The organism is Microbacterium sp. dk485, from assembly GCF_004570445.1.
Classification (GTDB): domain Bacteria; phylum Actinomycetota; class Actinomycetes; order Actinomycetales; family Microbacteriaceae; genus Microbacterium; species Microbacterium wangchenii.
In genome coordinates this window covers 194,872-217,475 of sequence record NZ_SPQW01000002.1, presented here as the reverse complement: position 1 = coordinate 217,475, position 22,604 = coordinate 194,872, and the positions used below count along the sequence as shown (strand labels likewise).

The window sequence follows — 22,604 nt, the reverse complement described above, 5'->3', positions numbered from 1 at the left end:
ATGTCGACGCAGGGCCCCGGGGGCGGTGCACCTCCTGAACGGCCTGTACGACGCCAAACTCGACCACGTCCCCGTCGTGGCGATCGTCGGACAGCAGCGACGCAGCGCCCTGGGCTCCGGGTACATGCAGGAGATCGACCTGCGAGCACTCATGGGCGACGTGGCGAGCGCGTTCCTCGGCGAGGCGTCCGATCCCGCCCAGGTCCCCATGCTCGTGGACCGCGCGTTCCGCAGCGCACTGGCCCGGCGCGCGCCCGCCGTCGTCATCGTTCCGCATGACGTGCAGGTCGCCCCGGCCGATCCGCCGCGACACGCTCATGGCGTGGTGCACACCTCGGCCGTTTTCGAAAGCGGATCGGTTGCGGCCACCGACGACCAGCTCCAACGCGCCGTCGACGTCCTGGCCGGCGCGGAGCGCCCAGTGATCCTCGCCGGGGCGGGAGCGCGGGGCTGCCGGGACGTCCTCTGCCGCCTGGCCGAGCGGATGGGGGCGGCCATCGTGACCAGTCTGCGCGGCAAGACCTTCGTCGACGAGGCCCACCCGCTGTGCGCGGGGACGCTCGGCCACCTGGGCACCACCGCGAGCGCGGATGTGCTGGAGGCCTGCGACGCGCTGCTCATCGTCGGGGCGAACGATCCCTGGACGGAGTACTACCCGGCCCCCGGGCAGGCCAGGGCTGTCCAGATCGACATCGATCCCGCCCAGATCGGCAACCGCTACCCGGTGGAGGTGCCGGTGGTCTCCGATGCTCACCACGCCCTCGTGCACCTGCTCGCCCGCATCCCACAGGCGCAGGATGCGTCGTGGGGTGAGCGCGTCCGCGACCGCGTCGCCCGGTGGCACCGCATCGCCGCGCGCCGCGCCGAGGTGCCCATGCGCGGCGTCAATCCCGAGCACGCCGTGCGGGCGCTTCGACCCCACGTCGCCTCCGGGATGCGGGTGGCGCTGGACGTCGGGAGTGTCGTGTACGCCTATGCGCGCCAGCTCGTCGTGCCCTCCGATGTCGACGTGCACCTCTCCTCGACGCTCGCGAGCATGGGATGCGGCGTGCCCTACGGCCTCGCTGCCAAGCTCAGCGACCCCGCCCGACCGGTGCTGGTGCTCGCCGGCGACGGCGGCATGCAGATGACCGGGCTCAACGAAATGCTCACGGTCGCGGCGCGGTGGCGCGACTGGCGCGACCCGCGATTCGTCGTGGCCGTGCTGGACAACCGCGACCTCGCCGAGGTCAGCTGGGAGCAGCGCGAGATGGAATCGGCGCCGAGGTTCCGCGAGAGCCAGGAGCTGCCGGCGGTGGACTATGCCGCCTATGCCCGGCTGCTGGGGCTGGACGGGGTCTCCGCGGGCTCACCGGATGAGGTGGAGGAGGCGTGGACCCGGGCGTTCGCCGCCGAGCGTCCATGCGTGGTGCACCTGCGGACAGATCCCGCTGCCCCACTCGTACCCCCCTCGCAGGTGGACGTCGCGCAGCTGTGGGAGACACTGCGCGCGGAGGCCGACGCCGGCGGCGAGCACGGCCGTGCCGCCGTCGAACTGCTGGACGCCTACCTCGCGATCGACGAGGAGGAGCCCTAGGTCTGCCGGCTCATTCCGGCTCGTACCCGATCAGCCACGTCAGGCCGTATCGATCCCGCACGGTTCCGTCGCTGGCGCCCCACGGGCGCGCCTGAAGAGGCTCCACCACGGTTCCCCCCTCCGACAGCGCCGCGAACCACCGCTCGAGGGTGGCCGCCGGAGCGGCGCCCAGCAGTGACAGGAGCATCCCCTCCACGGCCACCGTCGGCTCGCCCTGCGCCGAATCCGCGGCGAACAGGTCGACCGGGCCCGCCAGGATCCCGTGCGCGATCGCTTCGCCGGGTCCATCGTCCCGGCCGAAGTCGGCGAAGGTGTGCAGGGTGAGCTCGCCGCCGAACACTCCGCGGTAGAACCGCAGCGCGTCGGCGGCGACGCCGGGGAAGAAGACGTAGGGCGCCGGGGCGGTCATGCTGCCACGTTAGTGCCCCGACCGCTACGGCCGCTCGAGTCCGACGCGATCGACCTTGCGGTGATAGCGCATGCCCGCCATACCGCCGAGGATCGCGCCCGCCAGCGTCACGATCGCCGCGCCCACGGCCGTCAGGATGCCGGTCGCCGTCGCGGACTCGGGCGTGACCGGGATGCGCGGGAAGCCGTCGAGGTTCGCCAGGATGTCCCACTGGCTGCCCGCGATGGCCGACACGACGGCCACGACCACGGCGATCACGATCGCCCACAGCCACACGGCGAGGCCCTGCTTGGCTCCGCTGAACCGAGCCATCCGGCCGGCGACGTATCCGCCGGCGAAGTAGGCGATGAACAGCACCACGGCCAGGACGATGGCGCTGCCGATGCCGACCGCATCGCTGTTCTCGGCCGCGGCGTCGGCCGCCTCCTCCACCGACGTCCCGGAACCGACCCCGATGGCCGCTCCCACGGCGGCGACCAGCGCCGCGAGAAGGACCGCGGCCCCCATCGCAGTGAGCCAGCCGAAGAACGCGGCGCCGAATTTGAACCCACCGAAACGCTCCTTCTCGCGAGCGAGAACGTCGCGGTGGAGCGTGTCATGCTGTGCGTCCGCCACGACCCGGGGCTCATCTCGGGGGTCCGAGCTTCGGGGTGGCACGGCATCCCGGCGATCTGCGTTGTCTGCACTCATGGGCCGAAGGTAGGTCGGGCCGCCCCCTCACTGCACACGGTTGCCCTCGGGGCCGGACCCGCGTAACCTGCCCCGGCCCGCGCGCTCCCCTGTCACTCGGCCTTGAGCAGCTCGCTCACCCGGTAGGGGATCACTTCACGCAGGAAGAGGCTCGTCGACGTCCGCAGGATACCCGGGCACAGGCGGATGACCTCCGCCACGCGGTACAGGTCGTCCGGGCTCTTCGCGACCACCCGCAGCAGCAGGTCCGTGTCACCGGCGGGCGCGAAGCACTCGAGCACCTCGGGCACCCCGCGCAGCGCCTCGATGGCGTCGGCGATCGAATGCTGGTCGAGTTCGACGCGGATGGATGCGGCCACACCTCGCCCCAGCGCGGCCGGTCGCACGCGGGCGCTGTGCGGTCGGAGCACGCCGGAGGACGCGAGACGCTCCAGCCGCGCGTGCACGGTGCCGCGCGCCAAGGAGAGCCGCTGTGCCAGGAGTGCGACGGGGATGCGGGGGTCGTCGTCGAGGGCGAGCAGGATCCGCCGGTCGGTCTCGTCCAGGCCGTTCATACTGTCCAATCCTCTTCTTCGTGCACGGAGACAACTGATCAGATCGACTAGTCGATCGCGGCGCTATTGCACTGATTGCGCGGTGGGTGTTGTGATCATTGCACACACGAGCGCACGCCGCCACGAGCAGCGAGCGTCGGGATCGGCGAGCACACCCCGCTCCGCGAGCCCTTCGTGGAAGGGCTCGCGCTTCACCGGCGCTCTGCCCGGCCCGTACCGGAGAAGCGCCCCCGCGGGGGCGCTTCTTCCGTCTGCGCAGTGCGGGGCCCGCGACACCACGACGACGCGGACGCGCGCATTTTAGGGGATCGTTCCTTCTGTTCCGGGAGGGGCTTGCACAGCGGGACTGCGGGCACTGGAGTGGTGCGATGACCAAAGACATCGCGCCGCCCGCGCCGGGTGCGAAGGTGGGACTGAAGCGTGCTGTCGGCACGCCGCTCCTCTTCGCCTTCATCGTCGGCGACACGCTCGGAGCGGGCATCTACACCCTCGTCGGGACGATGGCCGACGATGTGGGCGGTGTCATCTGGCTGCCGCTGCTGATCGCGCTCGTGGTGGCGCTGCTGACGGCGGGGACGTACGCGGAGCTCATCACGAAGTACCCGCACGCCGGCGGCGCCGCCCGTTACGTCGATCGCGCGTTCAACGTCCCCTATCTGTCGTTCCTCGTGGGCTTCCTCATGATGGCTTCGGGCATCACGACGGCAGCCGCCCTCGCGAACGCGTTCGCCGGCGACTACCTCGGCGCGCTCATCGACGTCCCCCAGATCCCGACGGCGATCGTCTTCATCATCCTGCTGACGCTGATCAACCTCCGCGGCGTGCGCGAATCGCTGGCAGCCAACCTGATCGCCTCCGTCATCGAGGTGACCGGACTGGTCATCGTGATCGTCATCGCGGCCATCGTGCTGGGCAGCGGAAACGGCGAGCCGGCGCGCATCTTCGAGTTCGCCCCCGACGTGCCGCCGCTGCAGGGGGCCTTCGCCGCATCCATCGTCGCGTTCTTCTCCTTCCTCGGGTTCGAAGCGGCCGCGAACATGGCCGAGGAGGTCAAGAACCCGTCGAAGGCCTACCCTCGCGCGCTGTTCGGCGCCATCATCACGGCGGCCGTGGTCTACCTGCTCATCGCCATCGGCGCAGTCATCGTGCTGCCGCCGGCGGACCTGGCCGAGTCGACCGGCCCGCTCCTGGACGTCGTGGCCGCCAGCGGCCTGGGCGTGCCGAACTGGCTGTTCGGACTCATCGCCCTGGTCGCCATCGCCAATGGTGCGCTGCTGTTCATGGTCATGGCCAGCCGCGTGAGCTACGGGCTGGCCACGGCGGGCCTCCTCCCCCGCATGTTCGAGCGCGTGCTGCCCAAGCGCCGCACTCCGTGGGTGTCGATCCTCGCCGTGGCCGGTGCCACCATCCTGCTGAGCCTCATCGGCGATGTCGCGACCCTGGCCGAGACGACCGTGCTGCTCCTGCTGCTGGTGTTCCTCTCGGCCAACGTCAGCGTCCTGGTGCTGAAGACGAAGGATCCCGTCGACCATCCGCACTTCACGGTGCCGCGGATCGTGCCGATCCTGGCGATCATCGCCAGCATCGTGCTGCTGACGCAGCAGTCGTGGACGGTGTGGCTGGGAGCCCTGGCCTACATCGCGGTCGGCTCGGCCCTCTTCCTCGTCGCCCGTTACACGCGCAAGCGCGGCGACGACCGCGCCAGCGCGCGCGAGGACGCCGCGACCGCTCCCGGCGCCGCCGCATCCGATCCGGAGTGACCCCGGCGCGGCGCCGCCGCATGCGCAGAACTCAGGAGAAACGCCGCCGGCGCGCCGCCCGGGCGCACCCGGACGACCGATCTTCCTGAGTTCTGCGCATGTCCGGTGGCGACCTCAGCACTGACCGATCGGAGGTGCGGCGTCAAGGGGCATCGCGTCGAACACGGCGGGGTGCACCCTCGAACCATGACATCGAACGGGAACCCTCTCGAGGCTTCGGAGGCCGACGACGCCGAGGTGGTCGAGCACATCGCCGAGGACGTGCGCGACGAGATCCGTCATGGGCACGTGGAGGATGACGTGACGCACGTGCTGGCGGAGCGGCTGGACGAAGCCGGCGTGCACCTGCGCCCGGAGAAGATCGAAGACCTCGCCGAGGACATCGAGACCGACGCCTCGATCTGATCAGCTCTCGGCTGGAGGCGGATGGTGCATGAACTCGATCCGGATCCCGTCGTCGTCTTCCACGAACGAGGCGTAGTAGCGCTCCGAGAAGCGCGGGTACACCTTGGGATCGCGCACTGCTGACCAGCCGGCGGCGAGGGCGACCGCGTGCAGGCGGTCGACCTCATCCCGGGAGTCGACGGCGAACGCGAGATGCTGCCATCCCACGCGGCCGTGCCGGTGCGGCCCGGTGCCTTCCTCTCGTGCGGGGAAGAGGATCAGCTCGGTCTCCCCCTCCCGGTACCACGACACCGAGCCGTCGGCGTCGTAGCGCGTGCAGCCGAGCGCCTGCAGCACGGGGTCGAACTGCGCGATCCCGCGCGAGAGGTCTTCGACGGTGATGCCGAGATGGTCCAGAAGGGGCATGCACCGATTATCACGATGCCCTCCGACGCCGGAAAGGGCCGGATGCCGTCAGGCGGACTTCGCCGGACCGCCTCCGCCGCGCGGGCACAGGACCGCGGCAGCCGCCTTCATCGACGCCGGCCACGCGACCATCGTCAGGGCGAACGCGATCGGCCACGCGATGAGGAACTGCAGCGGCCACGCGGCCAGCCACTCGAGGGAGAACCCGGCGAAGATCAGGCCCATGATGCCCGACATGCAGGCGGCCATGATGAAGGTCATGAAGACCTGAGAGAGAAAGATGTGCTTCTTGCTCATCGTCCGTTCCTTTGTCCGGGACGACGAAGCCGACGGGGGGTCGCGGCGCCACCGTCCACATCGTTGATGGATCAGGCGCCACGGGTTCGCGCGGATGCGCGACGTCATCTCAGGAGGACCGAGGGCTGGAATAACCACACCAGCCTGAATCTTTTTGGCCTCCCGATTCTATCGCGACGACCGCGCCGGCCGATGTCACGCAGGCAGCCGCTGTCTCAATGATCCGGCCGGAGGAACGGCCGGGGCGCACGGGTGCGCCGCAGCGGGCTGTACGTGCGCCACACACTCACGTAGCCGTAGCCGGAGTACCACACGAGCCCACCGAACAGCGCGAGACCGACCACGACGCCCACGCCCAGCGCCCACCCGACCGATCCCCCGCCCACCGTGACCAGGGCGCCGGCGAACAGCCCCAGGACGCAGCCGTCGACGACGAACAGCAGCATGGACGAGCTCCCGATCAGCACGCTCGGTCCCCGGCGGCGGAGGAACGAATAGGTCTGCTTCATCCCGTCCTGGTCGTCTGCGCTCGCAGCCAGGAGATACTTCTGCACCGCCGGATCGAGGTCGACATACGCACCGCGCAGCCGGTTCATCGCGACGACGTACATCATGTCCTCCTCGGCGACGTTCATCACGCGCACCACCGTCATGAACCCGATGAGGCACAGGAAGGCAAGGATCGCCAGCATCGCCGTCGCGAATCCGCCCGCGAATTCGGAGGCCTGCCGCAGGAGCCCGATCGTGACGAGCCCCGCCGACACGAGCGTGAGGAAGATCGTGATGCGCGTGAGCACCTCGCTCTGCGCCGTGCCGCGCGCCGCCAGCAGCCCCCGGTGCTCGGTGGCGAGGATCTGTGCTCGGCGGCTGAGCACGGCGTCGGATTCGGGCGGCGTGTCATCGGAAGGCGATGCCTCGCTCATGCCGACATTGTGCACCTCCCGGCGGCCACGGGACAGGGAGCAGCGACCCCGGGACGCATGCAGCGCAGCTGCCGCGACGGCGGCAGCGCGTGGGGTCCCGTCAGACCCCGGCTAGCCTGGGATGAGCCCGCACGGCGGGCGAGGGAAGGCGCACAGTGAACATCTCGGCACTCAGACGGTTCGTCGTCGTCGCGGAGGAGCTGCACTTCCCGCGCGCGGCCGAGGAGCTGGGCATCCCGCTCGCCGCCCTCTACTCCACGATCGAGAAGCTGGAGGAGGAGGTCGGTCAGCCCCTGTTCGCCCGCGGCAAGGGGAAGACGCAGCTCACCAAGGCCGGTGCGCTTCTGCTGGCCGAGGCGACCGAACGCATCGCTGCAGCGCCGCCGCCGGAGGCCAAGCCTGCCGCTCCGGCCGGCGGCAAGGCCAAGGCGTCCAAGGGCCGGGGTCGCGCCCCGGTCGTGAAGGGTCAGCCGAAGCCCTTCAAGAAGCGGCAGGGGCGCTGAAGCGCCGCATCCCCGTCTACGCCTCGGTGACGCGTCCGTCCTCGACCCGCCAGTGCCGGTCGGTGTGCACCGTCGCCAGCATCCGCCGGTCATGGGTGACCAGCAGCAGCGTTCCCTCGTAGGACTCCAGCGCCTGCTCGAGCTGCTCGATGGCGGGGAGGTCGAGGTGGTTGGTGGGTTCGTCCAGGACCAGGACGTTGACCCTGCGCGCCTGGAGCAGCGCGAGGGATGCGCGCGTGCGCTCGCCCGGTGACAGCTCGTCGACCGGACGGTTCACGTGGTCGGCCTTGAGCCCGAACTTGGCCAACAGCGTGCGCACCTCACCGGATGCCATCTCCGGGACGAGCGACTCGAACGCGGCGGCCAGGGGCCGGGAGCCGGCCAGCAGGGAGCGGGCCTGGTCGATCTCACCGATCTGCACGCTCGCGCCGAGGCTCGCCGTCCCCTCGTCGGGCGCCTGCCTGCCCAGGAGCACGCGCAGGAGCGTCGACTTGCCAGCGCCGTTGGGTCCGGTGATACCGATGCGCTCCCCCGCGTTGACCTGCAGCGACACGGGGCCCAGCGTGAAGTCCCCCTGGCGCACGACGGCGTCGCCGAGGGTCGACACCACGGAGCTGGAACGGGGCGCCGCACCGATCGTGAACTCCAGCTGCCACTCCTTGCGGGGCTCCTCGACCTCGTCCAGGCGCGCGATACGGCTCTCCATCTGCCGGACCTTCTGGGCCTGCTTCTCGCTGGACTCGGTCGCGGCCCTGCGCCGGATCTTGTCGTTGTCGGGCGCCTTCCGCATCGCGTTGCGCACACCCTGACTGGACCATTCGCGCTGGGTGCGCGCTCGAGCGACGAGGTCGGCCCTCTTCTCGGCGAACTCGTCGTACTTCTCCCGCGCGTGCCGGCGGAGGGTCGCCCGCTCCTCCAGGTACGCGTCGTATCCGCCGCCGAAGACGCGGTTGGCGCCCTGCGCGAGGTCGAGCTCCAGCACGCGGGTGACGCACCGGGCGAGGAACTCTCGGTCATGGCTGACGAGCACCACCCCGCCCCGCAGTCCCCGCACGAACGCCTCCAGGCGCTCGAGCCCGTCCAGGTCGAGATCGTTGGTCGGCTCGTCCAGCAGCACGATGTCGAAGCGCGAGAGCAGCAGCGCAGCCAGGCCGACGCGGGCCGCCTGACCGCCCGAGAGCGAGGTCATGAGGGCCTCCTCCGGCGCACCGCCGAGGTCCAGGCCCAGCTCGGCGAGCACGACGGGCAGTCGCTCGTCCAGGTCGGCCGCACCGCTGGCGAGCCACCGGTCCAGGGCGAGCGAGTAGGCATCGGCCGGATCCACTCCCGGTGCGGCGAGCGAGGGATCGCCGAGAGCTGCGGCTGCGGCATCCATGTCCTTCGTCGCCTCCGCGCACCCCGTCCTGCGGGCGATGTAGGCGGAGACCGTCTCCCCGGGTACGCGCTCGTGCTCCTGCGGCAGCCAGCCCACGAAGGCGTCGGCCGGCGTGAGCGAGACGGTGCCGGCCTGCGGCTCATCGATGCCCGCGAGCAGCCGCAGCAGCGTGGACTTGCCGGCGCCGTTCGCACCGACGACTCCGACGACATCCCCGGGTGCCACGGTCAGGTCGAGGGAGTCGAAGAGCGTGCGGTGGCCGTACCCGCCGGCAAGGTTCGAGGCGACGAGTGTTGCGGTCATCCTTCGATCCTGTCACCCGCACGGGCGCGCGCCGCACGCGGGCGCGGACCCGTCAGCGGTGGTGGCGGATGCCGACGCTGAAGTAGGCCAGCGGCCCGATCCAGTTCACCAGGATGGCGGGGATCCATGCCTGCTTGGGCCCGCGCACCTCGTCGGCGTCGCGGAACGCGAGATCCCAGAACGCCAGGAACGCGAACGCCACCTGCACGACGCCCAGGGCTCCGACGCCGATCTTCGCTCCGGTGGACAGCCGGGTGTGTGTCTTGGTCATCGTGCGCCTTCCCGTCGTGGGTTCTTCCATCCTGCCCCCTGAACGCGGGATACGCACTCCTGCCCGGGACACGGTCCGGCGCAGCCCTCACTCCTCCGCTGCGGCGGCCTTCTCCTGACGCACGCGCACGACGCGCGAGATGGAGAGGAGGGCGAGCCCGGCGACCACGAGGGTCCAGGCCGACACCCATCCTTGGGCCACCGCCGCTCCGGTGGTGGCGAGCACGCCGAGGCTGGTCGCGTTCAACTGGTACATGGTGGATCTCCTTTCGGTGCGGATGTCCGTCAGGCGGACGAGACGGCTGCCGGGGCCGGCGTCACGTGGTTCCACGCCGTGTCCCGGTGGAGCACGCTGAGGATCGCGGCGTGGACGAAGGCCGTCTGGAGGGCGATGTCGTATCCGATCTCGGGGAGCACCGCTGCGGCCACCCATCGGCCCGCTGCCCCGACGGGCCACACCGTCACAAGGCGTTCGACCACGAAGATGCATCCGATGACGAGCCAGAACGGCCGTACGGTGAAGGTGCCGCTGGCCACCGCCAGGCCGGTGAGGGCGAGCAGCAGCGCGATCGTGATGATGCCGGTGCCGATCATCAGCTGCTGTCCGATGTAGCGGAGGGTGACACGCGTCACGCCGTATTCGCCGAGGTTGTCCAGCATCCCCTTGTACCAGCGCACCCGCTGACGGTGCAGGTCGCCCCACGTCGGCATGAGCTCGGTGGTGCACGTGCACGCGGCCGGTGCCGTCATCATCCAGCCACAGGATTTGAGGGCGAGGGTCAGCTCCGAGTCCTCGGTGATGGCCGACCGGTCGTACACGTCGCCGGCGGTGCCGGGGATGTCGGACCCGCGGTGGGCGGCGACGTCCCGCAGGGCGGTGTACCGGAACACCGACGCCGTGCCCGTCACGACGCTGACGCGGTGGGTCGATTCGATCTGAGTCCGGTAACGGATGTACTCGTTCGCCTGGAACTGCTGGAGGAGGCCCGACGGCTTCTCTCCGACGAACAGCCCGCTGACGGCACCCATCCGCGGATCACGCGCGACCTCACGCAGCGCCGTCTCGATGAAGCGGGGCGACAGCCGCGTGTCGGCATCGACGACCATCACGAACCGGGGCGGTGCCGCCTCGAGCCGGGCCAGCGCCTGGTTGAGCGCGCCCGCCTTGCGGTGGGTGTTCCCCACGGTGCACATCACCTCCGCACCCAGATCCTCGGCGACCGAGGCGGTGCCGTCGTCACAGTTGTCGGCGACGACGATGACGCGCTCGGGAGCGGCCGTCTGTCGTTGGAGGGCCCGTAGCGTGGGGCCGAGGGCGTCTTCCTCATTGTGCGCGGGGATAAGCACCGTGAGGACGTTGCCGGCGACCCTCGCAACCATCCCACACCCCTCCTGTTCTGCGGCTGATCCCTGTCTTTCGCGACATAGATCTCAACGCAGCGAGGGAGGCGGCTTCGTGGTGGGAGCACCTGATGGAGTACCGGGAGGGGCACGCACCAGCACTGCCGCGCGGGAGATGAGCACCGGGTGCGGGCGCGGTGTGCACGGCACCGCGGATTCGACGGAGCCGCGGCCGGTCAGAGGAGCGAGGCGAGCTCGTCGCGAGAGGTGATGCCGAGCTTGCGGAAGATGCGGTAGACGTGGTTGTCGACGGTGCGCTCGCTCACCACGAGCCGCCGGGACACCTCCCGGTTGCTGAGTCCCTCGACGATGAGACGCGCCACCTCGAGTTCGCGCGCCGTCAGCTGGGCTTCGGGGGCGAGCACGTCCGGTGCGAGCAGCCGCAGGTCATCGCCGTAGTCACGGACGAGCCTGCGCAGGTCGGCCGACGCCGACGCGGCCGCCTCGGCGTCGCCGGCCTCCCGGAGAAGCTCGATCGCCCGGGCGCGGGCGCGCGTGGCGTGCAGGACGAGGCCGCGGGAGCGGAGCAGGTCGCCGCTGCGCAGCAGACCGCGCGGGGAGCGCGCCGCGGCACTCTCCAGGTATTCCGCGATGGCCGGCAGGATCAGACCTTGGCCTGCCCCGGCCACCTGGATCAGGCGTGCGGCCCGCTCGTCGTCGACGTGGAGATCGATGAGCCAGGCACCGTCGAAGGCCGCGGCCAGGAAGTGCCCCTCGTCGATGAGGGTCTCCACCCGCCGCCACGCACGCTGGGTCGCGGCAACGGCCGGCTGCCCCTCGGCGACGGCGAGCGCCGCGGACGCCGGTTCGGCCGCCGTCAGGGGGAACGGCCCGCCGGCGGCGCCCTCGAGCTGGGCGATCATCGAACGTGCGCTGCGGTGGTTCCGCTCCAGAAGCGACAGCAGGGCGGCCAGCGTCAGCAGCCCGGCACGAGAGGCCGGTCGCAGCGGCGCCGGAGCGTTGATGGCGAAGAGCCCGGTGAGCTGGGCGCGCAGGCTCGACAGCCGGCCCTGCAGGAGAAGCCCCAGCGCGAGGACATACCCGTGCGGCTCGATCAGGGCGCGGTCGAGCGTCCCTCGTGCGATGTCGAGCTGACGGGCCGCCCGACCGATCGCTCCGTCGATGTCCCCGGCGCACAGTTGACCGAGGGGAACGAGCGCGTCGGGGTCGTACCGGGTCGGATCGGTGGGTGACACACCGGAGAACTCGGCGGCGGCATCGTCCACCCGCCCGCCGGCGAGGAGGATCTCCCCGCGCACCATGCGGATCACGTCGACAGCGGTCAGCGCGGGCAGCCCGAGCGCGTCGCCCTCCCCCGTCGCCGCTGCCGGTCCCGGTTCGGGCAGGGCGGGCAGTACTGCGGCCTGCCCGGCCCCGGCGATCAGTCCGATGTGCTGCCCGATCGCGGCGAGGACCGCACCCGCGCGTGGCACCGCCTGCTCGGCGCGAGCGAGCACGGCCGCGCCGGCACCGACATCGCCCGCCACGAGCGCGCGATACATCGCCTCCCACCCGGCCAGACGCACCATGTCGAGTTCGGACGGGTGCGCGCGTGCGGCGGCGAGAACCCTCTCGATCTCGTCGGGCGGCGCCGCGTGGTCGAGCAGGGCGTGCACGTACAGCACGGCCGTGGCATCCGTCGGATCGGTCTCCCACTCGGTGCGGCAGCGCGCGACGCGCGCGGCGGTGTTCTCGCGCAGCACTCGCCCGAGGATGGCGGCGGCTTCCGGGGACGACGACCAGCGCAGGGGCCTGCGGACGAGCGGGCGGGCAGGCAGGTCGTGCGGCCCGGGGGCGCTTCGCCGCAGAGCCGCGGCGGCGACCTCCGCCGCACGTCGGCGCCGCACCCCGTGCGGGTCGTGCCGGAGGTGGTCCTCCAGCAGCGGGGGGAACAGCGCACCCAGCATGCGGTCCTCCTCCTGGACGAAGCGGAACAGTCCGCGATCGTCCAGGCTGGTCGCGACATGCCACGGCACCACGTCGCGGACCGACTCGACATCGGTCGGCCCGGCCTCGGCGAGCACGCGCAGCGCGTCCTTCTCCTCGTCGGTGAGCCCCTGGGTCAGGCGTCCGACGACGACGGCCAGCGCCGGGGTCCACAGGTCCTCACCGGCCGACCAGGAGGAACCGTCGAAGACCAGCCTCCCCTCGCGGCGTGCCTCGACGGCGATCGAGCGCGCGATGCCGGGCAGGCCGCCCGACAGGGCGTAGATGCGCCCCGCCGCATCCGTCTGCACATCCCCGCCGAGGGCATCCGCGACGAGATGATGCACATCCTCGAACGGGAGCGTGGGCAGCCACAGCGCCGTCGTCTCCACGCGGCCCGTGAGCACGTCCAGCGCAGACGCCCCGGGAAAGGGAGGCCGGACCGTGGCGACCGCGGTGATGTCATGCTGCGAGAGCGCGGCGGCGATGACACCAGCGGAGGTCTCATCGAGCAGGTCGGCATCCTCCAGGAGCAGCAGTGCGGGCCCTGTCGCCGCCCGCGCCGACAGCGCCTGGACGGTCGCGGCGAGCCCCGCCAAGGGCCCGGCACCCGGAATCGTGGATGCGGCGATGCCGGCGAGTGCGAGGGACTCCAGCGGGCGTCCCCGCACGCCGGGCACCTCGATGACGCTCCACTCGCGGCGCTCGAATCGTTCGCGGACCCGGGCGAGCAGCCACCGGCGCCCCGACCCGGGAAGACCCACGGCCACGACGGAGGTGCGGGATTGGACGGCCTCGCTGACACTGTCGGTCACGGCCGAGCGGAGGTCTGGGCGCGCCATCACCCCACTATGCGGGTGAGAACGCCCCGGGCATAAGGGTCGCGCGCGTCCCGGTCACGGCTTCCGGACGGTGCACAGGCTCCGGGGTCGGTGTGGGGGAACGGTCAGTCCCAGGCGAGGTAGTCCTCGATCTGCATGCCGATCTCCCCCGGGTGCGTCATCGGGAACAGGTAGCCGCCCCCGTCGATGCGCGCCGCGCTGGCCCGGTCGGCGGCGGATGCCTGCAGCCGATCGCCGTTCGCCGGCACGGTGACGCGGTCGTCGGTGCCCTGCAGGATCAGCACCGGCAGGCTCGGGGCCAGCGGCACCCACTCCTCCTCCGCGGTGGCGGCCAGGGCCGCCGTCTGCATCGGCTCGACGGCGTTCGCGCGTGCGCGGGAGAAGACGTTCCACGCCCACGTCGGATCGACGCCGCCGCCGGCCAGAACGGGCATGGCCTCCAGGGGCGCCGCATCCGTGAACGCGGCCTGCAGCGCCTCGGCGACGTCGGCGGCCACCGGCTCGCCGCCCTCCACACCCAGCAGGAGGATCCCCTCGGTGCGGTCGGGGTGATCCAGCGCGACCGTGCGGGCGACCGCGCCGCCGAACGCGTGCCCGCCGATCCACGCGGAGTCCAGGCTCAGCTGATCGAGTACGTCGACGACGTCCTGCGCCAGGTCGTGCATCGTGACCGCGGCATCCGATACCGGCGTGCGGGAGCCGATCCGCACGATGCGGAAGCCTTCTTCGACCAGGACGTGGGCGAGCGTGCCGAGGTAGGAGATGTTCAGCCCCCGGCCGGGCAGCAGCACCACCGCCGGCCCCTCGCCCTCGTCGACGAAGGGGATGGCGCGGCCATCGGGTTCGAAGGTCTGGGGCGTCGCGAGCGTCATGCTTCCATTCTCCCGGATCGCGGAGCACGCGCCGGCACTGGACGCCCTTGCGCAGGCACGCGGCGCCACTAGCGTGCAGGTATGACGTGGCCGGACTTCTGGAGCACGACGTTTCCCGCGTACCTGGGCGCCCTGGGTTCCATCGCCGCCAGCGCGGTCGCCGTGGCCGCGTTCGTCCGAGATATCCGGACGCGCGCGGGCCTGCGGGAGGTGGCAGGGGCGGCCACCTCGACGATCGAGGTACCGCGGGCCGGAGGGTCCCCCGCTTCCGACGGAGGACCCACCGTATGGCCGGTGCGCGGTCGCGCCGGCGACGATCCTGGGGACGACCCGCGCCTGGAGCTCACGGTCCGGGGCGGGCAGGGCGTCCTGCGCAACCTCGGAGCGGAGACGGTCTCCGTCATCGGAGCGCACGTGCCCTCCGGCGGGAAGACGTTGACGTTCTCGGCCGCGCTCCCCGCGGGCGTCGGGCCGGGGGAAGACCTCGGCTTCACCCTCCGCGACCAGCTCGCCGGTCCGGCCGTCACCGCGCTCCTGGTGGAGTGGACGGATGCCGCCGGCACGACTCGCGTCAGCCGCTTCTACGCCTGAACCCGTCCGGCCGTGGCACGCCGGCCCGGCTCAGGCATGCTCGACCGGCAGCCACAGGTCGCACGTGGCGGTGCGGAAGTCCGGCGCCCGCTCGAGCACGGCGACGAGGGAGGGTCCCGGTCGCAGCCGCCACGGGTTCGAGGGGAACCACTCGGTGGCCGTCGCGGCCCACGCTGCCTGCAGCGCGGCGGGGTGCTCGCCGGAGGTCCGGAAGACCGCCCACTCCCCCGCTTCCACGTCGATCGCGTCGAGGTCATCAGGGACGGCGGCCCCCGCCTCGACGGCGACGCCGTGCAGATAGGTGAGCTCGCTGCCCTCTTCGTGATCCGGGTCGACGTCAGCGCTCACCTGCAGGAGTCCGGCCGGCTCGGTGCTGCTCAACAGCTTCAGCCGCTGGTGCTCGGCCGTGGGCAGCGACGCGATGTGCTCCTGGATGGCGGAATTGACCCCCTCGTATTGAAGCGGCACACGCGCGGCGTGGCCGACGAGGCGGAAAGCGGGGCGTTGGAGGATGCGGGTGTCCATGGGCGTAGTCCCTTCGACGGTCAGGCGGAACCTGAGTTGCGGTTGGCTGCGAAGGGGACCGCCGTCGCGACGGACGTCCCCGTGGCTCACGCCGTGCACCGCACGGAATGCGCGACCGAATGCCTCGGTCGATCCGTATCCGTAGCGGACGGCGATGGCCAGGAGATCCTCCGCACCGATGACGTCGGCGGCCGCGACGGTCATCCGTCGACGGCGGACGTACTCCGAGACCGGCATTCCGGCCAGCGACGCGAACATCCGTCGCGCGTGGTAGCCGGTGGTCCCCAGTTGCCGCGCAAGCGCGTCGACGTCGAGCTCGTCGTCAAGGTGTGCTTCCACCTCGTCGACCAGACGGTTGAGGACTTCGATCACGGTGGCTCCCTTCCCGATCAAGGTTCGTCGCCCACGGATCCGCGTGCCCGACAGTTCACGTCCGATTCGATCGGGCGAGCGGGCTCAGGCCGTCGGAATCCACACGGCACGACCCTGGCACACGTCGTCGATGCGGGCGATGACATCCTCGACCCGGTCCGCGGGGACCTCGAACGCCATCTCGACGTCCGCCCCGTGGCGCACGTCCGCCAGGTCTGCGTCGTGGACGGCGAGCTCACGGCGCAGCGCCCCCTCGAACGCGTATGGCACCCGCAGGCGGAGCGTCTGCGTGCGGATGAGGGGCACGCGCTCGGCGCCGAGGAGGGCCTGAGCCACCGCATCCGTGTAGGCGCGCACGAGTCCGCCGGCACCCAGTTTCACTCCGCCGAAATAGCGCACGACAGTGGCGAGCACACCCTCCAGCTCCTGATGCCGCAGCACGTCGAGCATGGGGCGTCCCGCGGTGCCGCCGGGCTCGCCGTCATCGTTCGCGGCGGAGTGCCCGCCGGCCATCAGCGCCCAGCAGACGTGCCGGGCGTCCGGATGCTGTGCACGCAGCTCGCCGACCCTCGCGACGGCGTCCTCTCGGCCGGCGACGGGCTCGACGCATCCGAGGAACCTGCTCTTCTTGATGAGCAGTTCGCTGTGGACGGGAGCGGCAAGCGTGAACGGCATCGGCAGCTCCACGATAGGCGCGCCCGTGGCGGTCCGCGTGGAACCGGGTCAGACGCCCGGTCGGATCGTCAGCTCCGGGATCTGCGCGTCACGCGGGAGGTCGAGCACGGTGAGCATGCTCGTGACCACCGACTCCGGATCGATGAACGCCGAGGGATCGTAGGGCCTGCCCTCCTGCTCGTGCACCCGCTCCTGCATCGCCGTCGCCGTGCGCCCGGGGAAGACCGATGACACCCGCACCCCGTGCGGGGCCTCCTCCGCCCGCAGGGAATCGGCGAGCGCCTTGAGCCCGTGCTTGGATGCCGCGTACGCGGCCCAGTCGGGAGCCGCGCGCAGGCCGGCCCCCGAGTTCACGAACAGGACCTGCCCGTGCGCCGCCCGCACCGCCGGGAGGAGCAGCCGGGTCAGCTCCGCCGGCCCGACGAGGTTGACGTTCAGCTGCGATGTCCACAGTGCGACGGGCATCTCGGCCACCGGTCCGAGATCCACCACGCCGGCGACGTGGATGACGGAGTCCAGCCGCGCGGGGAGCTCCTGTCGCGCCAGCGCTGCCGCGAGGTCGGCCGGAGCCGCGAGATCGGCGACGACGGTCCGTGCGCCCGGGAACCGCTGCGGGAGTTCCGCGGCGCGTGCCGCGCTGCGCGCCACGAGGACGAGGTCGTCGCCGCGGGCCTGCAGACGCGTTGCGAGCGCCGATCCGATGCCGGAACCTGCGCCGGTGAGGAGATGCACACTCATGAATCCATCGTGGCACCTCTCACCCGTCGGCGGCTCCGGCGGCGAGCGCCACGGCGTGGGACCGGCTGCGCGCGCCGAGCTTGGACAACACGTTGGACACGTGCGTCTTGACCGTCGCGAGCGAAATGCCGAGCTCGTCGGCGATCTGCGAGTTCGAGCGGCCGGCCCGCATCGCCTCGAGCACCTCGCACTCCCGGACGGTGAGCATGCTCAGCCGATCGTGGGCCGGGGCCGCAACGTCGTCGCCCCGCGGGATCAGGGCCAGCGCCCGTCGCGTGACCCGGGGATCGAGCACACCCTCCCCCGCTGCCACGCGTCGCACCGCGTCGATGAGGGTCGCGGCATCCGCCGTCTTCAGCAGGAACCCGGCGGCGCCGGCGCGGAGGGCTCCGGCCACGAGCTCGTCCTCGTCGAAGCTCGTGAGCACGAGCACGTGCGCCCATCCCGCGTCCACGATCTCCCGCGTAGCCGACACGCCGTCCGTCCCCGGCATCCGCAGGTCCATGAGCACGACATCCGGCCGCAGGGCTGCGGCGTTGCGGACGGCGACCGCACCGTCGGCGGCCTCGCCGACGACGACGACTCCGTGGGCTTCCAGCATGATCCGCAGAGCCTCCCGGATGGCGCCGTGATCGTCTGCAAGGAGGACGCGGGGGTGGGTGCCGGTCATGCCGGCACCTGCGTCGGCAGCGTGGCCCGCACCGACCATCCGTCGCCGTCGGGTCCCGCCTCCAGCCGGCCGCCCAGGGCGCGCGCCCGCTCACGCAGCAGCTCCAGCCCCCATCCGTTCCCCTGAATGGGCGGGGTGGTCACGGCAGCGCCGCCTCGCGAGTCCACCCGCACGTGCACATCCCCCTCACTCCCCGCGCTCAGCACGACATCGACGTCCGCACCGGCCGCATGACGCGCGCAGTTCGCCAGCGATTCCTGGACGATGCGCGTCACGGCGTGATCGACCGGTGACGGGATCCCCTGCGGTAACGAGTCCTCGACGGTCACCCTCAGTCCCCGCCGGCGGGCCTCCGCCACCAGGCCGGGCAGTGCGTCCCGGCCCCGGGCGGCGACGTCACCGTCGCCGTTGCGCAGGACGGCGATCATCGATCGCAGCGCCTCGTGGGCCTGAAGGCTGGAGTCGCGCACCGCGCGCAGCGCCGCACGATCGGAGTCGGGTGAGCCGTCGACCGAGAGCGCCGCCTCGGCGCGGATCGCGATCGCCGACACGTCACCGGCGACCACATCGTGCAGTTCCCGCGCCATCTGCTCACGCTCCCGGCGCACCACCTCGGCGCGTTCGTGCACGGCCTGTCTGGCAGCATCCTCGGCACGCTGACGGTGCAGGGCCACGAGCTCGTGCGCCTGCGCGACCGACGTCGCGTACCAGTAGTCCATTCCGGCGAGAGCGCCGAGCTGCAGTCCGATCAGGATGCCGACCCGGACATCGTCCACCCGGCCCAGCGCCGCCGCCGTCATCCCTGCCACCGCGACGGCGATGCCCACCAGGATGCCGCGTCGGCGAGACGGCGAGGCCGCCACCGTGGCCGCGTAGAGGAGATCGAGCACGACGATGAGGGTCGCCACGCCACCCACCGTCAGCAGATCGATCAGGAACAACGCGAGCGCAACGCAGAGAAGCGCCAGCGGTGCCCGCGAGCGGAACAGCACCAGCGCGCAGGCGGGGAGCCCCGTGAGCAGCGACCACCACGGCGAGACGGGGACGGGAAGCACGGAGAACAGGCTCCACAGCCCGACGAATCCGAGCGCAGCCGCGGCGATCGTGAACGCGGCATATCCCAGCGCTTCCGCCGCACCGCGGTGCATCCGTACCCATGCGGTCACGGATGCCCGGACGGCGGCTGGGCTCTCGCTCACCCTCTCATGCAACCACGTCGGACCTGCGGGGCGATATCCGCCGAAAGGACGACCCGATGCGGCCGCTGCTTCCCCCTTCCGCCCGATCCGCTCCCGCGCCGCAGCGGCCAGCGTGGGGACATGGACATCGTCTCGGACGCCCCTCTGGCGATCACGCTCACCGTGCTCGCCCTCGTGGACGGGCTCAGCATCGGAACACTCCTCATCCCTGTGTTCCTTCTGCTCGCTCCCGGCCGCGTGCGCGGCGACCGGGTGCTCCTGTACCTCGTCACGATCGCGCTCTTCTACCTGGCCGTGGGCATCCTCTTCACGCTCGGCCTGGTGAACCTCGTCGACGTCGCGCACGAGGTCCTCTCCTCAACGGCGGGGCAAGTGGTCCAGCTCGTCGTGGGCGGAGGGTTCCTGGTGACCGCGATCTTGATGGGCGGAGGATCGAAGAAGACCGCGGCCGCCGCGGCCCGGGCCGACCGCAGCGGGCGATCCGGGGAGGTGTCATCCCCCTCGTCCGGCGGCACCGCCACGGCGACCGTGAAGAGCGCACGACTCGCCCGCTGGCGGGACCGGCTGCTCTCCCGCGACGCGTCGCCGGGGGCCGTGATGGCCGTCGCCGTCGGCGCCGGGGTCATCGAGATCGCCACGATGCTGCCCTACCTCGTGGCGATGGGGATGCTGGCCGAAGCGCCGCTCGCCATGCCCGTGCGGTTCGCCTCGCTGGCGGGCTATTGCGCCGTGATGGTGCTGCCCGCCCTCGTGCTGTTGGCGCTGCGGATCATCGCCGCTCCGCTGGTCGAGCGTCCGCTGGCACGCCTGGCCGCATGGATGGAGCGCACCGGCCGCGAGAACACGGCCTGGATCGTCGGCATCGTGGGATTCTTCATCGCGCGCGCCGCGGCGAACGAGCTCGGTCTGTTCGACGGGCTGGCGCAGCTGGGTTGAGCCGCACGGACGTCGAAGGCCCGGCGCCGCACACCGGACACGGTGCTGCGTTGCGGGACCGGCGGCGGTCCGCCGGCGTCTGCGGAGCGTAGGGTCGTGGCATGGCGGATACGCGCAGCGCGCCGGTCGGCCGGCCGAGGGAATTCGACGTGGACGCGGCCATCGACCAGGCGCTCCTGGTCTTCTGGCAGCGCGGATACGAGGGTGCGAGCCTCGCCACGCTGACCGAGGCGATGGGCATCAGCAAACCCAGCATGTATGCGGCGTTCGGCAAGAAGGACGAGCTGTTCCGCCTCGTCCTCGAGCGCTACGTCGAGGGGCCTGCCTCCTACACCGCGCGGGCGCTGGAGGAGCCGACCGCGCGGGAAGTCGCCGAGGCGATGCTCCGAGGTGCCGTGCGCACCACCACGATGCCGGATGGGTTCGGCGGATGCCTGACCGTGCAGGGTGCGCTCACCTCCAGCGAGGGATCGGCCGCTGCCTTCGACCTCCTCGTGCGCTGGCGCAACGACGCAGGACGGCAGCTGGAGGAGCGTTTCCGTCGCGCGGCTGCCGAGGGCGACCTTCCTCGCTCCGCCGACCCCGCTCAGCTGTCCCGGTACATCATGACCGTGGGATTCGGGATCGCCGTGCAGGCTGCCGACGGCGTCGCCCGCGCAGACCTCGACGAGGTGGCGAGCGTCGCACTCCAGGCCTGGCCGCACTGACGCGCGAGGCGCAGGCAATTCTTTACCGCTCGGAATAGAACTCCGTGTACGACGTTCCACCCGTGGACGCTCCGGCGTCTGCGCGGGCACATCCGGCTGCGCGCATCACGCACCACGGCACACAAGGACGACTATGACGATCACCCTGATCACCGGCGCCAACCGAGGGATCGGTTACGAGACAGCACGACAGCTCCGCGAGCGCGGGCACGAGGTCTACCTCGGTGCGCGGGACATTGACCGGGGCCGGCGCGCGGCGGAGACCATCGGCGCACGGTTTGTGGAGCTCGACGTCACGGACGACGCATCCGTCGCCGGGGCGGTCGCGACCATCGAGGCGACGGAGGGTCGTCTGGATGTGCTCGTCAACAACGCGGGCGTCCTCGATCTGGGCGACGTCGACGGTCCGAGAGCGCTGCGCTCGTTCGACATCAACGCGGTGGGACTGATTCGCGTCACCGAGGCCGCCCTCCCCCTTCTGCGGCGTTCCGAGCGACCTACGGTCGTCAATGTCACGAGCAGCATGGGATCGTTCTGGGCGGTGACCAACCCCGAGCGCGTCGAGCACGGACTGCCCAACGCCCTGTACGCCGCATCCAAGGCCGCGGCCAACATGCTCACGGTGCAGTATGCGAAGGCACACCCCGGCGTCGGCTTCACCGCGATCGAGCCGGGTTCACCGACACCGAGATGACCGCGTCCCTCGGCGGCGGACGTCCGGCGGCTGAGAGCGCCGCCGTGATCGTCGGCCTGGCCACGCGCGAACGCGGCCCGAGCGGCACCTTCCACGACGAGCGGGGACTGCTCGCCTGGTGACCTGCGCCGTCCCGCCCTGCTACGCGGGGCGGGACGCGGAACCGCCGCGCCTGCGCAGCAGGAGCGACCCGAGCAGCCACGTCGACAACGCCGTCGTGAGCCACACGATCAGCGGCCCGAAGAACCACGCCGACAGGTCGGAGATACCCAGTCGGGGAGGACGCTACTCCACCGTGCGGCGGTCGGGGAGACTGCGGTGAAGGACGGGCTCGTCCGGCGCGGGTTTACCCTCCCGCAGCGCCCGCAGGCCCAGCCACGCCGAGAGCGTGACCCCTCCCACGAGGATGATCATCAGCAGCGCGTTGAAGACGCCCCCGGCGATACCCCATCCGGACACGTCGGGCTGGCCGGCGAGGAGCACGACGCCTGCGCCACTGTCGATCGCGACGGCCACGGTGGGCAGGCCGGCGACGAACCACCCCGGACCGTGTCCGCGGATGAGCAGCCACGCGACCCACACGAGGGCTGTCACAACCAGCACGAGCGCCGTGACGAAGAGAGGAAATGCCGGGACATCCCCCAGTGGCGACTTGTCGCCGACACCGCGACTCATCAGGTTCAGGCGCACCCGGTCGCGCTCGAGCGCCGAGGCGGCCCGCACCAGTCGCGACACGGCGATGTACAACCCCCAGCCGCCCACCCAGGCGACCACGAGACGGGGCACCCAGACCACCTTGTTCGCGAGAATCCATCTGCGCACGCGCTGCATCGACGCCCCCTCCAACCACAGCCGATCACGACCCTATCCCCCTCCCACCGAAGCCCCGGGCAGCGGGTGACCGGCGCTCGGACGAGACGGCGGATCTCGAGCCGGTACCGTCTACGTTGTGCCGGCGCATCCGCGTGCCCCCGCACCACCTCCCC

At 71.4% G+C, this 22,604-nt stretch carries 27 protein-coding genes; 9 read left to right on the top strand and 18 right to left on the bottom strand.

The window, feature by feature from the left end:
* Positions 1-25 precede the first annotated feature (25 nt).
* Positions 26-1,576 (top strand): thiamine pyrophosphate-dependent enzyme, encoded by a 1,551-nt coding sequence (locus tag E4V99_RS11715; protein WP_245233170.1) that lies wholly within the window; start codon positions 26-28, stop codon positions 1,574-1,576.
* A 10-nt stretch (positions 1,577-1,586) separates the two neighbouring features.
* Here the strand turns inward: E4V99_RS11715 and E4V99_RS11710 are convergent, their stop codons facing one another.
* The 3 genes from E4V99_RS11710 to E4V99_RS11700 form a co-directional block, all read right to left on the bottom strand.
* Positions 1,587-1,985 (bottom strand): VOC family protein, encoded by a 399-nt coding sequence (locus E4V99_RS11710; RefSeq protein WP_135117374.1) that lies wholly within the window; start codon positions 1,983-1,985, stop codon positions 1,587-1,589.
* A gap of 24 nt (positions 1,986-2,009) precedes the next feature.
* Entirely contained in the window at positions 2,010-2,600 is a 591-nt protein-coding gene (locus E4V99_RS11705; RefSeq protein WP_308195157.1) for a hypothetical protein, read from the bottom strand.
* Positions 2,601-2,767: 167 nt separating this feature from the next.
* Positions 2,768-3,229, bottom strand: a complete 462-nt coding sequence (locus E4V99_RS11700) for an Lrp/AsnC family transcriptional regulator (RefSeq protein ID WP_135117372.1) — start codon at positions 3,227-3,229, stop codon at positions 2,768-2,770.
* Positions 3,230-3,597: 368 nt separating this feature from the next.
* Here E4V99_RS11700 and E4V99_RS11695 point away from each other — a divergent pair, with 368 nt between their 5' ends.
* Both E4V99_RS11695 and E4V99_RS11690 read left to right on the top strand, forming a co-directional pair.
* Positions 3,598-4,989 carry an APC family permease gene (locus E4V99_RS11695; protein WP_135117371.1) on the top strand — a complete coding sequence of 464 codons (1,392 nt, stop codon included), beginning with the start codon at positions 3,598-3,600 and terminating at the stop codon, positions 4,987-4,989.
* 186 nt (positions 4,990-5,175) lie between these two features.
* A complete protein-coding gene (locus tag E4V99_RS11690; RefSeq protein ID WP_135067640.1) occupies positions 5,176-5,394 on the top strand; it encodes a hypothetical protein in 219 nt (72 codons plus the stop codon).
* On the opposite strand, the gene E4V99_RS11685 is transcribed toward E4V99_RS11690, so the two are convergent.
* The 3 genes from E4V99_RS11685 to E4V99_RS11675 form a co-directional block, all read right to left on the bottom strand.
* Positions 5,395-5,799: a VOC family protein gene (locus E4V99_RS11685; protein ID WP_135067642.1), complete on the bottom strand. Its 405-nt coding sequence runs from the start codon at positions 5,797-5,799 to the stop codon at positions 5,395-5,397. It lies immediately after the preceding gene.
* Between the two features lie 48 nt (positions 5,800-5,847).
* Entirely contained in the window at positions 5,848-6,096 is a 249-nt protein-coding gene (locus tag E4V99_RS11680) for a DUF2798 domain-containing protein (RefSeq protein ID WP_135117370.1), read from the bottom strand.
* 215 nt (positions 6,097-6,311) lie between these two features.
* Entirely contained in the window at positions 6,312-7,019 is a 708-nt protein-coding gene (locus E4V99_RS11675; protein WP_135117369.1) for a hypothetical protein, read from the bottom strand.
* Positions 7,020-7,174: 155 nt separating this feature from the next.
* On the opposite strand from E4V99_RS11675, the gene E4V99_RS11670 reads away from it, so the two are divergent.
* A complete protein-coding gene (locus tag E4V99_RS11670) occupies positions 7,175-7,522 on the top strand; it encodes a LysR family transcriptional regulator (protein WP_135117368.1) in 348 nt (115 codons plus the stop codon).
* Positions 7,523-7,538: 16 nt separating this feature from the next.
* Here E4V99_RS11670 and E4V99_RS11665 read toward each other — a convergent pair whose 3' ends face one another.
* From E4V99_RS11665 to E4V99_RS11645, 6 genes are all read right to left on the bottom strand, one after another.
* Positions 7,539-9,200 (bottom strand): ABC-F family ATP-binding cassette domain-containing protein, encoded by a 1,662-nt coding sequence (locus E4V99_RS11665; protein ID WP_135117367.1) that lies wholly within the window; start codon positions 9,198-9,200, stop codon positions 7,539-7,541.
* A gap of 52 nt (positions 9,201-9,252) precedes the next feature.
* The gene (locus E4V99_RS11660; protein WP_135117366.1) at positions 9,253-9,471 is read right to left on the bottom strand and encodes a PLDc N-terminal domain-containing protein; all 219 of its coding nucleotides are present in this window, start codon (positions 9,469-9,471) and stop codon (positions 9,253-9,255) included.
* An 87-nt stretch (positions 9,472-9,558) separates the two neighbouring features.
* Positions 9,559-9,726, bottom strand: a complete 168-nt coding sequence (locus E4V99_RS18475; protein WP_167758125.1) for a hypothetical protein — start codon at positions 9,724-9,726, stop codon at positions 9,559-9,561.
* 29 nt (positions 9,727-9,755) lie between these two features.
* Entirely contained in the window at positions 9,756-10,850 is a 1,095-nt protein-coding gene (locus tag E4V99_RS11655) for a glycosyltransferase family 2 protein (RefSeq protein ID WP_135117365.1), read from the bottom strand.
* 197 nt (positions 10,851-11,047) lie between these two features.
* Positions 11,048-13,639 carry a LuxR C-terminal-related transcriptional regulator gene (locus E4V99_RS11650; RefSeq protein ID WP_135117364.1) on the bottom strand — a complete coding sequence of 864 codons (2,592 nt, stop codon included), beginning with the start codon at positions 13,637-13,639 and terminating at the stop codon, positions 11,048-11,050.
* 104 nt (positions 13,640-13,743) lie between these two features.
* Positions 13,744-14,511: an alpha/beta hydrolase gene (locus E4V99_RS11645; protein ID WP_135067664.1), complete on the bottom strand. Its 768-nt coding sequence runs from the start codon at positions 14,509-14,511 to the stop codon at positions 13,744-13,746.
* Between the two features lie 81 nt (positions 14,512-14,592).
* On the opposite strand from E4V99_RS11645, the gene E4V99_RS11640 reads away from it, so the two are divergent.
* On the top strand, positions 14,593-15,102 hold the full coding sequence (locus E4V99_RS11640) for a hypothetical protein (RefSeq protein WP_135117363.1): 510 nt from the start codon (positions 14,593-14,595) through the stop codon (positions 15,100-15,102).
* Positions 15,103-15,132: 30 nt separating this feature from the next.
* Here E4V99_RS11640 and E4V99_RS11635 read toward each other — a convergent pair whose 3' ends face one another.
* From E4V99_RS11635 to E4V99_RS11615, 5 genes are all read right to left on the bottom strand, one after another.
* On the bottom strand, positions 15,133-15,999 hold the full coding sequence (locus E4V99_RS11635; RefSeq protein ID WP_187270458.1) for an AraC family transcriptional regulator: 867 nt from the start codon (positions 15,997-15,999) through the stop codon (positions 15,133-15,135).
* A gap of 84 nt (positions 16,000-16,083) precedes the next feature.
* A complete protein-coding gene (locus tag E4V99_RS11630; protein WP_135117362.1) occupies positions 16,084-16,674 on the bottom strand; it encodes a YigZ family protein in 591 nt (196 codons plus the stop codon).
* A gap of 48 nt (positions 16,675-16,722) precedes the next feature.
* Positions 16,723-17,412, bottom strand: a complete 690-nt coding sequence (locus E4V99_RS11625) for an SDR family oxidoreductase (RefSeq protein WP_135117361.1) — start codon at positions 17,410-17,412, stop codon at positions 16,723-16,725.
* Positions 17,413-17,431: 19 nt separating this feature from the next.
* On the bottom strand, positions 17,432-18,082 hold the full coding sequence (locus tag E4V99_RS11620) for a response regulator transcription factor (RefSeq protein ID WP_135117360.1): 651 nt from the start codon (positions 18,080-18,082) through the stop codon (positions 17,432-17,434).
* Positions 18,079-19,281, bottom strand: a complete 1,203-nt coding sequence (locus tag E4V99_RS11615; protein ID WP_245233169.1) for a histidine kinase — start codon at positions 19,279-19,281, stop codon at positions 18,079-18,081. Before E4V99_RS11615 ends, E4V99_RS11620 begins: the two co-directional genes overlap by 4 nt.
* A gap of 120 nt (positions 19,282-19,401) precedes the next feature.
* Between E4V99_RS11615 and E4V99_RS11610 the strand changes: the two genes are divergently transcribed.
* From E4V99_RS11610 to E4V99_RS18740, 4 genes are all read left to right on the top strand, one after another.
* Complete coding sequence (locus E4V99_RS11610; protein WP_135117359.1) at positions 19,402-20,217, top strand: GAP family protein; 816 nt, start codon at positions 19,402-19,404, stop codon at positions 20,215-20,217.
* Between the two features lie 101 nt (positions 20,218-20,318).
* A complete protein-coding gene (locus E4V99_RS11605; protein WP_135067676.1) occupies positions 20,319-20,924 on the top strand; it encodes a TetR/AcrR family transcriptional regulator in 606 nt (201 codons plus the stop codon).
* Between the two features lie 133 nt (positions 20,925-21,057).
* Entirely contained in the window at positions 21,058-21,618 is a 561-nt protein-coding gene (locus E4V99_RS11600; protein ID WP_245233168.1) for an SDR family NAD(P)-dependent oxidoreductase, read from the top strand.
* Positions 21,615-21,740 carry a hypothetical protein gene (locus E4V99_RS18740; protein WP_280790843.1) on the top strand — a complete coding sequence of 42 codons (126 nt, stop codon included), beginning with the start codon at positions 21,615-21,617 and terminating at the stop codon, positions 21,738-21,740. The genes E4V99_RS11600 and E4V99_RS18740 overlap by 4 nt, the downstream gene beginning before the upstream one ends.
* Before the next feature lie 163 nt (positions 21,741-21,903).
* Here the strand turns inward: E4V99_RS18740 and E4V99_RS11595 are convergent, their stop codons facing one another.
* Positions 21,904-22,449, bottom strand: a complete 546-nt coding sequence (locus E4V99_RS11595) for a hypothetical protein (RefSeq protein ID WP_135117358.1) — start codon at positions 22,447-22,449, stop codon at positions 21,904-21,906.
* Between the last annotated feature and the right edge of the window lie 155 nt (positions 22,450-22,604).

Bases quoted from the DNA above. Each gene is read 5' to 3' on its own strand.
- E4V99_RS11620 (WP_135117360.1), bottom strand. From the start codon at position 18,082: ATGACCGGCACCCACCCCCGCGTCCTCCTTGCAGACGATCACGGCGCC.
- E4V99_RS11605 (WP_135067676.1), top strand. From the start codon at position 20,319: ATGGCGGATACGCGCAGCGCGCCGGTCGGCCGGCCGAGGGAATTCGAC.
- E4V99_RS11675 (WP_135117369.1), bottom strand. From the start codon at position 7,019: ATGAGCGAGGCATCGCCTTCCGATGACACGCCGCCCGAATCCGACGCC.
- E4V99_RS11630 (WP_135117362.1), bottom strand. From the start codon at position 16,674: ATGCCGTTCACGCTTGCCGCTCCCGTCCACAGCGAACTGCTCATCAAG.
- E4V99_RS11640 (WP_135117363.1), top strand. From the start codon at position 14,593: ATGACGTGGCCGGACTTCTGGAGCACGACGTTTCCCGCGTACCTGGGC.
- E4V99_RS11690 (WP_135067640.1), top strand. From the start codon at position 5,176: ATGACATCGAACGGGAACCCTCTCGAGGCTTCGGAGGCCGACGACGCC.
- E4V99_RS11645 (WP_135067664.1), bottom strand. From the start codon at position 14,511: ATGACGCTCGCGACGCCCCAGACCTTCGAACCCGATGGCCGCGCCATC.
- E4V99_RS11700 (WP_135117372.1), bottom strand. From the start codon at position 3,229: ATGAACGGCCTGGACGAGACCGACCGGCGGATCCTGCTCGCCCTCGAC.
- E4V99_RS11710 (WP_135117374.1), bottom strand. From the start codon at position 1,985: ATGACCGCCCCGGCGCCCTACGTCTTCTTCCCCGGCGTCGCCGCCGAC.
- E4V99_RS11680 (WP_135117370.1), bottom strand. From the start codon at position 6,096: ATGAGCAAGAAGCACATCTTTCTCTCTCAGGTCTTCATGACCTTCATC.
- E4V99_RS11600 (WP_245233168.1), top strand. From the start codon at position 21,058: ATGACGATCACCCTGATCACCGGCGCCAACCGAGGGATCGGTTACGAG.
- E4V99_RS11685 (WP_135067642.1), bottom strand. From the start codon at position 5,799: ATGCCCCTTCTGGACCATCTCGGCATCACCGTCGAAGACCTCTCGCGC.
- E4V99_RS11625 (WP_135117361.1), bottom strand. From the start codon at position 17,412: ATGAGTGTGCATCTCCTCACCGGCGCAGGTTCCGGCATCGGATCGGCG.
- E4V99_RS11665 (WP_135117367.1), bottom strand. From the start codon at position 9,200: ATGACCGCAACACTCGTCGCCTCGAACCTTGCCGGCGGGTACGGCCAC.
- E4V99_RS11595 (WP_135117358.1), bottom strand. From the start codon at position 22,449: ATGCAGCGCGTGCGCAGATGGATTCTCGCGAACAAGGTGGTCTGGGTG.
- E4V99_RS11610 (WP_135117359.1), top strand. From the start codon at position 19,402: ATGGACATCGTCTCGGACGCCCCTCTGGCGATCACGCTCACCGTGCTC.
- E4V99_RS11660 (WP_135117366.1), bottom strand. From the start codon at position 9,471: ATGACCAAGACACACACCCGGCTGTCCACCGGAGCGAAGATCGGCGTC.
- E4V99_RS11655 (WP_135117365.1), bottom strand. From the start codon at position 10,850: ATGGTTGCGAGGGTCGCCGGCAACGTCCTCACGGTGCTTATCCCCGCG.
- E4V99_RS11695 (WP_135117371.1), top strand. From the start codon at position 3,598: ATGACCAAAGACATCGCGCCGCCCGCGCCGGGTGCGAAGGTGGGACTG.
- E4V99_RS18475 (WP_167758125.1), bottom strand. From the start codon at position 9,726: ATGTACCAGTTGAACGCGACCAGCCTCGGCGTGCTCGCCACCACCGGA.
- E4V99_RS11650 (WP_135117364.1), bottom strand. From the start codon at position 13,639: ATGGCGCGCCCAGACCTCCGCTCGGCCGTGACCGACAGTGTCAGCGAG.
- E4V99_RS18740 (WP_280790843.1), top strand. From the start codon at position 21,615: ATGACCGCGTCCCTCGGCGGCGGACGTCCGGCGGCTGAGAGCGCCGCC.